Origin of the sequence: Nitrosomonas marina (genome assembly GCF_900111605.1) — a bacterium.
In the GTDB taxonomy this organism is placed as follows: domain Bacteria; phylum Pseudomonadota; class Gammaproteobacteria; order Burkholderiales; family Nitrosomonadaceae; genus Nitrosomonas; species Nitrosomonas marina_A.
Genome location: NZ_FOIA01000002.1, coordinates 172,124 through 185,696 on the forward strand (window position 1 = coordinate 172,124; position 13,573 = coordinate 185,696).

The 13,573-nt window shown below is 44.6% G+C and carries 14 protein-coding genes; 6 read left to right on the forward strand and 8 right to left on the reverse strand.

Annotated elements, in window-relative coordinates; translation table 11 throughout:
• Positions 1-9: 9 nt before the first annotated feature.
• Positions 10-1,674, reverse strand: coding sequence for an NAD-dependent malic enzyme (locus tag BMY62_RS01745; RefSeq protein WP_256207386.1), 1,665 nt, complete (start codon positions 1,672-1,674; stop codon positions 10-12).
• A 441-nt stretch (positions 1,675-2,115) separates the two neighbouring features.
• On the opposite strand from BMY62_RS01745, the gene BMY62_RS01750 reads away from it, so the two are divergent.
• On the forward strand, positions 2,116-2,541 hold the full coding sequence (locus BMY62_RS01750; protein ID WP_090655680.1) for a group III truncated hemoglobin: 426 nt from the start codon (positions 2,116-2,118) through the stop codon (positions 2,539-2,541).
• A gap of 119 nt (positions 2,542-2,660) precedes the next feature.
• Positions 2,661-4,316 (forward strand): sensor domain-containing diguanylate cyclase, encoded by a 1,656-nt coding sequence (locus BMY62_RS01755; RefSeq protein WP_256207387.1) that lies wholly within the window; start codon positions 2,661-2,663, stop codon positions 4,314-4,316.
• A gap of 51 nt (positions 4,317-4,367) precedes the next feature.
• Here the strand turns inward: BMY62_RS01755 and BMY62_RS01760 are convergent, their stop codons facing one another.
• Both BMY62_RS01760 and BMY62_RS01765 read right to left on the reverse strand, forming a co-directional pair.
• A complete protein-coding gene (locus BMY62_RS01760) occupies positions 4,368-4,982 on the reverse strand; it encodes an SH3 domain-containing protein (protein WP_090655683.1) in 615 nt (204 codons plus the stop codon).
• Positions 4,983-5,362: 380 nt separating this feature from the next.
• Complete coding sequence (locus BMY62_RS01765; RefSeq protein ID WP_090655685.1) at positions 5,363-6,211, reverse strand: cytochrome C assembly family protein; 849 nt, start codon at positions 6,209-6,211, stop codon at positions 5,363-5,365.
• Positions 6,212-6,354: 143 nt separating this feature from the next.
• On the opposite strand from BMY62_RS01765, the gene ffh reads away from it, so the two are divergent.
• Entirely contained in the window at positions 6,355-7,704 is a 1,350-nt protein-coding gene (ffh, locus tag BMY62_RS01770) for a signal recognition particle protein (RefSeq protein ID WP_090655688.1), read from the forward strand.
• A 32-nt stretch (positions 7,705-7,736) separates the two neighbouring features.
• Here the strand turns inward: ffh and BMY62_RS01775 are convergent, their stop codons facing one another.
• From BMY62_RS01775 to coaBC, 3 genes are read right to left on the reverse strand one after another with little or no spacing between them, the layout of a single operon-like run.
• The gene (locus tag BMY62_RS01775) at positions 7,737-8,186 is read right to left on the reverse strand and encodes a DUF192 domain-containing protein (protein WP_090655691.1); all 450 of its coding nucleotides are present in this window, start codon (positions 8,184-8,186) and stop codon (positions 7,737-7,739) included.
• A gap of 2 nt (positions 8,187-8,188) precedes the next feature.
• A complete protein-coding gene (gene dut / locus BMY62_RS01780; RefSeq protein WP_090655694.1) occupies positions 8,189-8,638 on the reverse strand; it encodes a dUTP diphosphatase in 450 nt (149 codons plus the stop codon).
• On the reverse strand, positions 8,635-9,876 hold the full coding sequence (gene coaBC / locus BMY62_RS01785) for a bifunctional phosphopantothenoylcysteine decarboxylase/phosphopantothenate--cysteine ligase CoaBC (protein ID WP_090655697.1): 1,242 nt from the start codon (positions 9,874-9,876) through the stop codon (positions 8,635-8,637). The genes dut and coaBC overlap by 4 nt, the downstream gene beginning before the upstream one ends.
• A gap of 131 nt (positions 9,877-10,007) precedes the next feature.
• Between coaBC and radC the strand changes: the two genes are divergently transcribed.
• From radC to rpmG, 3 genes are all read left to right on the forward strand, one after another.
• The gene (gene radC, locus BMY62_RS01790) at positions 10,008-10,682 is read left to right on the forward strand and encodes a RadC family protein (protein ID WP_090655700.1); all 675 of its coding nucleotides are present in this window, start codon (positions 10,008-10,010) and stop codon (positions 10,680-10,682) included.
• Between the two features lie 168 nt (positions 10,683-10,850).
• Positions 10,851-11,087 carry a 50S ribosomal protein L28 gene (gene rpmB, locus BMY62_RS01795; RefSeq protein WP_090655702.1) on the forward strand — a complete coding sequence of 79 codons (237 nt, stop codon included), beginning with the start codon at positions 10,851-10,853 and terminating at the stop codon, positions 11,085-11,087.
• A 28-nt stretch (positions 11,088-11,115) separates the two neighbouring features.
• Complete coding sequence (gene rpmG, locus BMY62_RS01800; RefSeq protein WP_090628385.1) at positions 11,116-11,271, forward strand: 50S ribosomal protein L33; 156 nt, start codon at positions 11,116-11,118, stop codon at positions 11,269-11,271.
• Between the two features lie 98 nt (positions 11,272-11,369).
• On the opposite strand, the gene BMY62_RS01805 is transcribed toward rpmG, so the two are convergent.
• Both BMY62_RS01805 and nadA read right to left on the reverse strand, forming a co-directional pair.
• Positions 11,370-12,059 (reverse strand): YceH family protein, encoded by a 690-nt coding sequence (locus BMY62_RS01805; protein WP_090655706.1) that lies wholly within the window; start codon positions 12,057-12,059, stop codon positions 11,370-11,372.
• A gap of 78 nt (positions 12,060-12,137) precedes the next feature.
• Positions 12,138-13,235 carry a quinolinate synthase NadA gene (gene nadA / locus BMY62_RS01810; RefSeq protein WP_090655709.1) on the reverse strand — a complete coding sequence of 366 codons (1,098 nt, stop codon included), beginning with the start codon at positions 13,233-13,235 and terminating at the stop codon, positions 12,138-12,140.
• Between the last annotated feature and the right edge of the window lie 338 nt (positions 13,236-13,573).

Below are 13,573 nucleotides of genomic sequence, written 5' to 3' on the forward strand. Positions count from 1 at the left end.
ATTGTATGACTAATACAAGGGATCGTACATGAGGGATAGAACATATTCATCCAGGTTTTCGGGTATCTCTCCTCGTGCCAGGTTGTCATGCATCGCCGCCTGACAAACTGCTACCGCTATCGAACGGGATACCTCGCGGACACGATTGAGCGATGGATACACCGCGCCTTTGGCAATTTCATCATCGGTCACGCGTTCTGATAAAGTTTTCGCTGCAGCCAAAAACATTGTTTGCGTAATGCGATGCGCAGAGCAGGCTGTAATACCCAGACCGATTCCTGGAAAAATGTAGGCGTTATTACCCTGCCCCGGCTCGAAACGTTTATCCTGGAACTGAACCGGTTCGAATGGACTGCCACTGGCAAAAACTACATGCCCGTCGCTCCACCCGTAAGCTTCTTCAGCAGTACATTCCGTATGTGATGTTGGATTTGACAACGCAATTATTACCGGCCTGTCATTGACTGCGGCCATTTGTCGCACAACTGATTCTGTAAATGTATTGGGCACACCTGTAGCACCAATGAGCACATCGGGCTTGATATCTGCGATCGCATCGACGAAATTACAGGGAAAATGGTTGTGTGCAAACGGCTTGATACGTGGCTTGACGGTATCATTGGTGGATACTACCAGCCCTTTCCGGTCCACAAACCATAACCTCTCACGAGCCTGTTGCAAGCTCAGACCTGCTGCACCAAATGCAGCCACCATTAACTCTGCTGTCCCGCCTGCAGCGGATCCCGTTCCAAGAAACATAATGGTCAAATCGGAAAATTTCTTTTGTGTAATTCGGCATGAAGTATAAACACCCGCCAATGTGACCGCTGCCGTTCCCTGTATGTCGTCATTAAAGCAACAAACCTTGTCGCCATATCGGTCCAGAAAATTAAATGCATTGGGTGTTGCAAAATCCTCGAACTGAATCAAGGCTTTTGGAAATCGTTTTTGCACTGCATTGACAAATTCGTCGACCATGGATAAATACGCATCACCTTGCAGTCGGGCATATGGATAGCCCAGATACAACGGGTCTTCACGTAAAGTCTGGTTGTTTGTTCCCACGTCAAGCATCACGGGCATGCAACGAGCCGGATAAATACCCGCACAGGCAACATACAGCGCTGTTTTTCCGATTGATATTCCCATTCCGTTTGCACCCAGGTCACCCAAACCGAGCACACGTTCTCCATCGGTCACTACAATGACCCGCACATCTTGCTCCGGCCAGTTACCAAGAACGGATTCTATTTCACCACGGTCTTCCGGCGTGATGTAAAGCCCCTGAGGCCGCCTGAATATATGTGCGAACTCCTTACAGGCTTCACCGACTGTTGGCGTATAGACCAGCGGCATGATTTCTTCCATATGATCAATCATGAGACGGTAGAACAGTCTCTGGTTACGATCCAGCAAAGCACTCAAAAAAATATATTTCTCAATAGCGCTGTTTTTACGCCGCATGTTCTCAAGCGCACGCTCTTTTTGTTTGCCGATACTTGCCACGTCATAGGGTAGCAATCCACGCAAGCCATACCGTTTACGTTCTTCGCGCGTGAATGCGGTTGATTTGGTACAGGCCGGATCATCCAGCAATGCTTTTCCGAATAAATTTTTCATGATGCCTCCTCTGTTTTGATCGATTTGATGATCGCCCTGAAGAAGGGAATACACCTATTCCGTCAGATTGTTATTGTATGGACATAGTATTGAACAGCCGCCGATTCTGTTGGAAACCGCGACCCCATCATGATCTTTATACAATCCCTGTGAATTACCAAGGACACCCGGAGCTTATACAGTCGAGGGTTTACTTGGTTCTGATCAGTCCATCATGCTGAGCGGCCCGACCTGCTTGATATTGAACTAAACCTATATTTTACACTCGATACTGCATATCCATCCTAGCCATTTACAATGAATGATGCAAACATGCGGAAATGATGCGAAAACAGTATAATCAATTTAACTGTCATAAAATTTGCACTATATCCTAAGCGCAGAAAGCTTACCCCTAAATAGCTTATTGTTTTATATCATTTTTACAGGCTAAATACAGTTGTAACAATACGGCGTTTTATTTTTTATCTTATTAACTAATATAGGATTTCAAGTATGAGACAATCACCTTTTCCTACACCCAACCCTGATTTGTATACTGAGGATGAAATTTCAAGACTTGTTCACGAATTTTATGCCAAAGCACGAAAAGACCCACTACTTGGGCCAATATTTGAAGAGCATGTTATCGACTGGGATGCTCATTTTATCCAGATGACCAATTTCTGGTCCGCTCAATTACGCGGAACAAGTCGTTTTCGTGGTGCACCAATGCCAAAGCATATCGCTTTGCCTGAATTATCTGCCAACCTGTTTGAACGCTGGCTCGCATTGTTCAAGCAAACAACAGAGGAATTGGGTAATTCCGGACTGGAACAGCACGCCAACATGATCGCGACATTTATTGCAAACAGGCTTTGGCAAGGATATCAAATGAGTCATTATCCTGACAAACAAGCAGTTGAACTGGGTGCTGTGTGATCAGAAATAATTAACGAAAGAACAGAGCGATTTTTTTACGCTTTTTCCTGGATTGAAAATTCAAACTTAAGATTTAAAGTTATTAGGTTTAACAAGTTTTCATATAACAGAGAAATCTATTGAAAAGCATCAAAAGTAAAATCTTTTTTTTCGCTTTATTATCGACACTGGTGCCCTCGCTTGTGCTGGGGCTCCTTTCATTTCGCCAGAATGAAGAACTCATCAACGATAATGTCAAGCGGGAACTGCGGATTTTAGCCAGCCATGCAAGTCGGGAGGTCGATGCCTGGATTAATCTAAATGTTCATGAAGCCAATTCACTGACCTCGGCTAAAATCATCATTGATTCGTTATCAAATGTTGTCAATCAGCAGAGCAATCAACTGAAAAACTCACCGGAAATCCTGAAACAGTATCTTGTTTCGGTACAAAATAAGCTTGATACAATTATGGAGCTTACAGTACTCGATACAAACCGGCATGTTATTGCCAGCAGTTCATCTCGATATGTGCCTAAAGAACCATTCCAAAGCGACTGGCTAGGGGAAAAAATAACGCATAAACCCGTCATTTCTCCACCACAGTTACATGATTACTTTGGCACCATTACGGTAAGTATTATTCTACCCGTTGTTTCTTACGATGATTATATTCTGGGTCAACTGGCAATCACGTATGACTTGAATAATGTCAAATCTGTATTGAAAAGCACAATCAAATCACCACGCGGAGAAATACTTTTAGCTGATTCAGATGGTCATTTGCTGCTTGCCAGCCACACCGATATCACACACCCGACGGTTATAGTACCTTCCGTTTTTGACTATCTGTACAAGCATCCGGGTGAATTCGCCACCTTCAGGAATTTTCTACAGGAACAGGTAATCGCGCTCGCCTATTCAGCAAAAACGCTGCCCATTACAGTCATTGCCGAAAAGAATCACCGTGATGTTTATGCAGCCTGGCTGGAACAGCGCAACCTGTTCATTATTCTGGTTGGAATATCCATTTTTATAGTAGCAGTGGTTGCAATCTATCTGGGTCACTCGATCGTGACACCATTACACCGGCTCATTGACGCAACCGGACAAATTGTAAAAGGTAATTTGGACATTCCAATAACGGATGTAACCCAAAAAGACGAGGTTGGGAAACTGGCCCACATGTTTAACCTGATGACGGAAAAATTACGTCATAGCCAGTCCAAAATATTAGCCGCCAACAAGGCAATGCATGAAAAAAACCAGTTACTGGAAAAATTATCCATTACAGATGGATTAACCGGATTATATAATCGAAACAAGCTTGCCCTGATTATCAAGGAACAACTGCATAGATATCAGCGCAATAAACGGCCTTTTTCTGTACTCATGATTGACGTAGATTATTTTAAGGAGCTAAATGACAGACTGGGCCATGTTGCAGGCGACGAAATTCTGGCCGCAGTTGCCAAAAATTTATCGCAATCCATACGCAATATCGATTTCGCCGCCCGGTACGGAGGTGATGAATTTATCATCATTTTGACTGAAACCAACGTTCGAGAAGCCAGCATTACTGCCGAACGCATACGCTCGAGAACTTCAGAAATAAAGTGCAAATCGACAGATAGCAACATCAAGGTAACATTAAGTATTGGTATAATCCAGTCCGAGCCGAATGACAAATCTCCCACAACCATTATTTCTCGCGCTGATCATGCGCTATACAAAGCCAAACATGCGGGCAGAAACCAGGCATATGCAGTTCAACCTGTTTCTGTCTTGACATCGTAAAAGGTCTTCACCCCATTAGTCTGCTTGATCTTGAGATCAAAAAGATTTTGTCTAATGCGAATCGTCAGCGACTACACTAATCAATGAATTGAACACCCAGCCTTGCAAATTTGCATCTGTTTGCACCATTAGCCAATTCCCCTGATAGGCATTTGCTGTCAAAACTGTACCCGCATTCAACACACTGACAACCAGTGTATGTCTACCCGGTTCACGTCGCAGATTTGCATCGGTTGTAGTATGCATGATTATGGGTGTATTAAATCTTACCGTTGGCCGGTTGGGAAACTCCCTCTCCTTGTCAGAAAGCATATTTATAAACTCAAGCGCTTGCGAAGCATAATATGTTGCATTTGCATATTCACCTTCTGCAAATTTTACAGCCGCAGCATCCAGCAACAGCTCTGCTTCCTTGAGAAGTTCAATATCAGACTGCACAGTCAACTGCATCTTGAGATATTCCATGGCAACCTCGGCTTCCGAAATCAGCGACGCAGTACTTGGTTTTGTTGCCAGTCTGTGCAGCCTGACCTGGGTTCGCGCTATTTCTTTACTCGAAGCTGCTTTTATCACCTGCGCTTGATCTTGTTCGCGTGTTGAAATGCGTTTTATTTGTGCATCTTTATCAGCCAACTGCTTTTCCAAGTATTCAATTTTTATTTTCATACTCTCGAGCTCCTGCTGATGGACTCTAACGGGCATCTGCTCCTCAAAATGCGAAAACTCAGTCTTAGCAGGCTCATTCATCATGGCACAGCTAGATAAAAAAATACCCGATAAAAAGAAGACTGAAAACGCGGATTGAATTCGACTTGATATTTGCAATTGAAGTAGCATATTTGCGGATATTAATGATTTCAACATGTAGTTCTTGCAAATAACAATCGGTACATTTTCAGTTAGCTTGAATTTTTTATTTCTTTGTTTTTGCCAGAGTCCAGTACTGAGTAAAGTAAGGTACCGTATTTATCAGGCTTAAAGATATTAGATATCTATGCACGACCCATGCGGACAGACATCAGGCGAATTCGATACGAATCAGCCTCTTATCGATTCAACACAATTTCCAAGACAAATTTACTGCCAATATAAGCTAATAAGAGCATGACAAAACCAACCAAAGTCCAGCGTATTGCTATCCTGCCGCGCCAACCATAAAACTGTCGCCCAATCAGCAAGGCCGCAAACGTACCCCAGGAAATAAAACCAAATAGTGTTTTATGTGTAAATGTCAGGGGCTGACCAAAAACTTCTTTTGAAAAAACAACACCGCTTAGCAACGTCAGTGTCAATAATATAAACCCGACCCAGATCACAGCAAACAACAGCTTCTCCATTGCCAGCAATGGTGGCAAATTGGTTAATAATGGATGTTGCGCCGGATGATGTAGCTGATATTCAACGACTGTCATCAGAACAGCATGCAATGCCGCGATTGTCAGTAGGCTGTACGCAGACATTGCCACAACCAGGTGTGCCTTAAATGCAGGTAATTCGGTATTCTGTAATGGCTTCAACGAAGGGAAAACAAGCGGCAAGACAACAGCAATAGCCGCGGCAGCCGCTATCGGCGCAAGCAAAGTGCGCATTCCCTGATACCGGCTGAAAAAACCAGAAAACCAGTATATAAAAGCAGTCAGCCAGACTATTAATGAGACGGCACTACTTACGCCAAGATTCAGTCCCGTGCCAGCGAATATCGTCCTGTAAAGCAACAATGCATGAAGCATCAACGGCAAAAGCATAACATAATGGATGTAACCGAAAGTCGCAGGCGCGCTTTCTTCGTCGTGCTTTACGGGCGACGTGGAACGCCCATATAAATTGCGCCAGATCAGCCAGCCAGACAGACAATAGAGCAAAAAAGCTGCAAGATAAGTTAAAATGTCAATCATTGGTGCGATCATTAATTAATTAAATACACAAACAGTTATTTAGTCTACATGGCACTCTGAGAAATTCATAGTGCAAGCCTGCACAATACATGAATTTTACACAACAGCATTTCCTATATCTATTTATTCACTGAGGTTCTTGTATGTTTGAAAATCTAACTGGCCGGCTTTCTGATGTTATTAAAACACTGAAAGGCGAAGCGAGGCTCACAGAAAACAATATCCAGAAGGCACTACGTGAAGTCCGGCTGGCATTGCTCGAAGCCGATGTTGCTTTACCTGTCGTAAAAGAATTCATCGCGCGTGTTAAGGAAAAAGCAGTCGGACATGAAGTCATGAGCAGCTTGACACCGGGCCAGGCATTGGTGGGCGTTGTCCAGCAGGAACTTATCGCGATAATGGGTGGTGACAAAGCGGATCTGAATCTCTCGACAACGCCGCCAGCCGTCATATTAATGGCAGGCCTGCAAGGGGCCGGTAAAACAACCAGCAGCGGCAAGCTCGCAAAATGGCTCATGGAGCATAAAAAGAAAAAAGTTCTGTTGGTTTCCTGCGACATTTACCGTCCCGCCGCCATCCATCAACTGGAATTACTGGCAAATCAAACAGGCGCTGATTTTTTTCCAGTTCAGAGTAATCAAAAACCTGGTGAAATCGGAACCGCAGCACTGGATTATGCGCGCAAACATCACCATGATGTCATGATAGTTGATACGGCAGGCCGATTAGGTATCGATGAAGCAATGATGCAGGAAATCAGTGAACTTGAACGTTTGCTGAATCCAATTGAAACGCTGTTTGTCGTCGATGCAATGCAGGGACAGGATGCCGTCAATACCGCCAAAGCTTTCTCAGAAGCGTTACCGTTGACAGGTGTCGTCTTGACCAAACTGGACGGCGACGCACGCGGTGGCGCCGCATTATCAGTCAAACATATAACCGGAAAACCAATTAAGTTTACCGGCATAGCGGAGAAGCTGACCGGCATAGAGGCTTTTTACCCTGACCGCATGGCCTCGCGCATTCTTGGCATGGGTGATGTGCTGGGATTGATTGAGGAAGCACAGCGCAGCACCGATGAGCGTGAAGCAAAAAAACTGTTAAAGAAAGTCAAATCAGGCAAAGGATTTGATTTAAATGACTTCAAGGCGCAGTTTCAACAAATGAAAAAAATGGGCGGTATGAGCGCCATGCTCGACAAGCTGCCTGCTCAATTAAGTCAGGCCGCGCAAAACGTCAATGTAGATGATAAAGTAATCGGCCGGACAGAAGCCATTATCAACTCAATGACGCCACAGGAGCGCGTTAAGCCTGAAATTCTCAAGGCTTCGCGTAAAAGACGTATCGCAGCAGGCTCGGGCGTGTCCGTTCAGGAAGTCAACCGTTTGTTGTCGCAATTCGATCAGGCAAGGAAAATGATGAAAATGATGAACAAAGGTGGCATGTCAAAAATGATGCGTGGTTTGAAGGGGATGCTTCCACGCATGCGTTAGTTTCAACCCTGACACATAAGTTGCAATGCACTTCAGTTTGTTGCCGAAATCAGCTCGAGCCCGATCACCCGATCACCCGCATCTATTTTTCTGTGAGAAAACCAGCCGATATTCATCTCAAGAGCATATTTCGCTAGATTAGTTGAATAGTGTGCAGTATGCGTATTGGGCTGCATGTCGGCAATATTAATGATAATCCCTTCTTCATCGATGAAGGCCACACTTAACGGTATCACTGTGTTCTTCATCCACATGCTCAGATATGCGCTTTTTGGAAACACAAATAACATACCGGTATTAGCATTCAGAGATTCACGAAACATCAGCCCTCGCGCACGGGAAGCATGTGTATCGGCAACTTCTGCTGACAATGTGTAACCTGCTATCTGCAGCGAGACATACTGCAGATTGGTGGACGCAACCGTCTGACTGAATGTCAGCAGAAACAGACAACCACAACAAACAAGTGACATTAAACGCATAGTCAGTATTTCCCGGTACTGCCAAAACCATTTTCTCCACGCTGGCTGATGCCGAACTCTTTAACAACATTAAAACCGACCTGAACGATGGGAAAAACAACCAGCTGTGCAATGCGGTCCATCGGGTTCAACTCGAATGATGTCTGGCCTCGATTCCAGCAGGAAACGAATATCTGTCCCTGATAGTCCGAATCAATGAGACCGACCAGGTTCCCTAGTACAATCCCATGTTTGTGACCGAGTCCTGAGCGAGGCAACACCATAGCGGCCAGACTTGAATCGTCAATGTGAATTGCGATCCCGGTTGGAACCAAAATTGCCTTTCCTGCGTGTATTATTTCACGTTGATCAATACATGCCCGTAAATCAAGACCTGCTGAACCCGGCGTGGCGTACGACGGAATGCATTCATACAGGCGCTCATCAAGAATTTTCAAATCTATTTGTGTCATGTCGTGTCCGGATTATTATCATGTTTTTGCAGAGCATATAACTGCGCAATATGTCTGATCAACCGCTCTGCCTGAATCTGCTTGGATGCTTTTTCCAGAATATGCTTACCTGCGTCATCGTACAAAATCAGTGCCGTTTGATCAGAACCCATGGCTTCCTGTACCCAATTGGCAACCAGTAAAGGCAGTTTTTTATGGCGGCGCTTGCGTAATGCATTTTTTTCGAGATGATCCGTTTCCGCGGCAAAGCCAACGCAAAAAGGAGCTTTTGGCAAATGCGCGACTTTTGACAATATATCCGGGTTCGGCGTCAGTTCAAGAACCAGCTTTTGGTCTGTTTTCTTGATTTTCCCAGGCTCAACATTTATTGCATGGTAATCAGCAACAGCGGCAACGCTAATAAATATATCCGGTTTTTTTCCGTCAATGACTTCCTCTACAGCGCCCAACATTTCTCGCGCACTCATCACTCTGATCAATCTGTTTACCGCGGGTACGCGCAGGCAGCTTGGGCCGGTAACCAGCGTCACTGTCGCACCGGCATCCAGCGCAGCCTGCGCAAGCGCATACCCCATTTTACCAGAACTGCTATTGGTAATACCGCGCACGGCATCAATCGCCTCATATGTCGGTCCCGCAGTCATCAGGACATCTATACCTCGCATCACACCGTCACTCAGCTTTTGCTGTATTACAGCCAGCAGCACATCGACAGCCTGCATACGTCCCACCCCAATTTCTCCACACGCCTGTTCGCCGGTATCGGGGCCTGCAATGACTACGCCATCTTCCTGCAAACGTGTGATATTCCGCTGCGTGGCCGGATTTTCCCACATTTTCCGATTCATCGCTGGCGCAATCAATAATGGACAATCGCGCGCCAGACAAAGCGTCGACAGTAAATCATTCGCCATACCACATGCCAATTTTGCAATAAAATCAGCACTTGCCGGCGCGATCACGATCAAATCAGCATTTCTGGACAGATCAATATGCGCCATTGAGTTTGATTTGTCTGCTTCCCACAAATCGGTAAATACAGATTGACCGGTCAATGACTGGAAAGTAACAGGGCCGACAAACCGGCACGCTGATTCTGTCATCACGGGTTGCACCAGGCATCCGGCTTGCGTTAACAGGCGAGCAAGCTCAGCAGCCTTGTATGCCGCCACTCCCCCTGTCACCCCTAGCAACAGGCGTTTACCCGTCAAAGATAATTCTGCGTAATTGTTGACCATGAAAACCGAAAATCACATTCAAAACCTTTTTATAATCACATGAAAAATAATTGCGGATCAGCTGAATTTTAACTCAATCGTATTCATTCCGATGCCGTATCAAATAAAAATTCACTGCACATTTGAAATCTATGACAATTACCGACTGGCCTGTCTATGAACGTCCACGCGAAAAACTACTGAGATTTGGCGCCAGGAATCTGTCTGACACGGAGTTACTTGCCATTTTTCTGCGCACCGGTACAACAGGTAAAAGTGCCGTTGAACTTGCTAGAAATCTGATAAACCATTTTGGCAGTCTCGGCAATCTTTTTTCTGCGGATAAAACAACCCTTTGTAATTTTCATGGTGTTGGAACAGCAAAATATGCACAACTGCAGGCAATTCTTGAAATGTCACGTCGCACATTAAGCGAACGACTGGAACGCGGCCATGTGATGAACACACCTCAACTCGTCAGGGATTTCCTGAACCTGAGCCTCGCTAATAAACAACACGAAATTTTTATGGCTATCTTTCTGGATGCAAAACATCATATGATTGCAACGGATGAACTATTCACGGGAACGCTCACACAGGCCAGCGTCTATCCACGTGAAGTCGTTAAACGTGCCTTATATCACAATGCTGCTGCGATTATTTTCGCCCATAATCACCCCTCCGGCAGTGCCGAACCTAGCCAGGCCGACAAGACGCTGACGCTTACACTAAAAAAAGCGCTTGATCTAGTTGATGTCAAGGTGCTCGATCACTTTATCATCGGTAAAAATGAAGTACTGTCATTCGCGGAACAGAATTTGATGTAAAGTTATTGATCCTGAATAAACCGCCATAGTTACAATATGTTTCCACCCGTCACATAATAAATTTAATTCCGACAAATTGGAAGAAATTCGATTTGGTTGTTATATATTTGATAAAAAAATAAAAAAAGAGATATAATCTACGTTTTTGCAATTTTGGGGTGTACGAATATGGCACGAGTATGCGAAGTTACTGGAAAGAAGCCGCTGACCGGAAACAATGTGTCTCACGCAAACAACAAGACTAAAAGGCGCTTTTTACCAAATTTACAAAGACGCAGATTTTGGCTGGAAAGTGAAAAACGCTGGATCAGCATGCGATTATCAAATGCAGCATTACGAACAATCGATAAAAAAGGGATCGACGTGGTTGTTGCTGAAATGCGCTCGCTCGGTAAAAACATTTAATCTGAAGCTATAAAAAAGGAAACTACCAATGCGTGATAAAATCAAGCTTGAGTCTTCGGCTGGCACCGGGCATTTTTATACAACAACTAAGAATAAACGTGCAAATCCTGAAAAGCTGGAAATTATGAAATTTGATCCGGTCGCACGCAAACATGTCAAATACAAAGAAACCAAATTAAAATAAATATAAGTTTCTTAAAGTATTTTGATGTATAAAAACCCGTTCTGCACGGGTTTTTTGGTTTGTCGGGCGTTACTATGAGACTCCAGGTACTACAAGTTTTATTCTTCCATGTGTTTTTCCTGTAGCAGGATTTGAGCCTTCAACTGATCAACGGCTTTGCGCAAAACCGCCACTTCGGCCTCGAGTTTGATAAAATCGGACTTAAGCGCATGAAAGTCGTCAAACGACACGGAATCATGTCTGTCAGACAAAGCACATGTATCGATATAAGCTTCATTGTCTGAATCTTCTGAAAGTAAATGAAACCAGCGATTCTCACGCGCACCCGTTTTCCGCGGCAGTTTCACAACCAGACTTCCACTCGAACGCACAGCCATCTCTTCAAGGAAAGCTTCGACCGACGAGATATCAGCGAATTTGTGCAACCGCTCACAATGGATGCGAAGTTCTCCGGCAGTTTGCGGTCCTCTCAATAAGAGCATGGCAATCAGCGCAACAGATTGCACCGGTATATTAAATACCTCCTCAAAATGATGCGCATAGCGTGTTACACGCCCACCACTTGATTCTGAAACCAGGGACACTTGTTCCAGTTTTTCAATTGCTTCGAGAACATCTGTTTGAGAGACCTGCATTACCGGAAACCGATTCGACTTTTGATTACAGCCTGAAACCAGAGCGTTTAATGAAAGCGGATAACTATCTGGTACGGTATGCTGCTTCTCAACCAATACGCCCAGCACACGCGCTTCAATTGATGACAATACTGGCGACACTGAATCAGCCACTGTGACAGCCGATTACTTTGATATACATACGGTCAATATGTATAAATGGCATGGATACGATTAAGCTGTATTTCATGATTATGAGATGGAAAGCATCCGTTCCAGCGCCAGTTTCGCAAGTCCGGCATCGGTTTGTGGCACCTGTATACGGTTTACAACAGTTCCATTGGCCAGATTCTCCAAAGCCCAAGTCAAGTGTTGTGGATCGATACGCGCCATCGTCGAACACATGCAAACCAGAGGTGACATAAATTGTACGATTTTATTTTGGGATTTGAATTCTTCAGCGATCCTGCTGACCAGGTTCAACTCTGTACCCACCAGCCAGCGCGTACCCTCCTCTGCCGCTGCAATCGTCTTGATAATGTATTCAGTTGAACCAACGTAATCAGATGCGCTGCACACTTCAAAACTGCACTCGGGGTGGGATATAACGATACCATCCGGATGCTGGTTACGAAAACGGAGAATATGCTGCGGCTGGAACATTTGATGCACTGAACAGTGCCCTTTCCATAATAAAATCTTGGCTCGTTTGATCTGTTCAGGTGTCAGGCCGCCCATCGGCTCATCAAAATCCCATACGGCCATTTCATCCAGCGGTATGCCAAGCTGATAGCCACTCCAGCGTCCTAAATGTTGATCAGGAAAAAACAAAACCTTTTCACGCTGCTGAAAGGACCACTCAAGAATCTTACCTGCGTTGCTGGAAGTACAGACGATACCGCCATGCTCTCCGCAAAAGGCTTTCAGGTCAGCGGCAGAATTAATATATGTGACTGGCGTTACCGTCTCATCCGGTGACAAAACTTCTGCAAGCTCCCGCCACGCACGCTCTACCTTTGTCAAGCTTGCCATGTCGGCCATCGAACAGCCCGCGGCCATATCCGGCAAAATCACAGTCTGCTCATCACTGGACAATATATCCGCCACTTCTGCCATGAAATGTACGCCACAAAAAACCAGGTAATCTGCATCCGTTTGAGCAGCCTGATAGGCCAATTTCAACGAATCGCCAGTCAAATCAGCATGTCGATATACATCCGCCCGCTGGTAATGATGTGCCAGCAAGACGACCTGTTTGCCCAAAGTCTTTTTTGCAGTTTCTATACGCTGCGCACATGCTTCATCCTGCATGTGATCGAAATTTTCAAATTCTATCGCTTCTGCCCGCATACAAATTTATTCTTTTTTTCTAATTAATTAATAAAAAATATCCACATTAATATACAGAGATAAACGAAATCACGCGCCGGTACGGTATATTCGTCTTTAAATAACAAACAATACTCATTCATGTTAGAACCATAGCATGATACTTGCACGAGACAAATACAAAATCAAGACACGCAAGCAACGTCACAGCCGCGCTCCCTGCACAACATAAAACAGAATGTGTTAGTTTCCAGTCATAATGACATGCTATTACTACAGATAGTTCTGATATAATTTATTATCAATAAAGCATGGTAACTCAGCGAATACTCACCCGCACAAATTAGCACATCTGAATT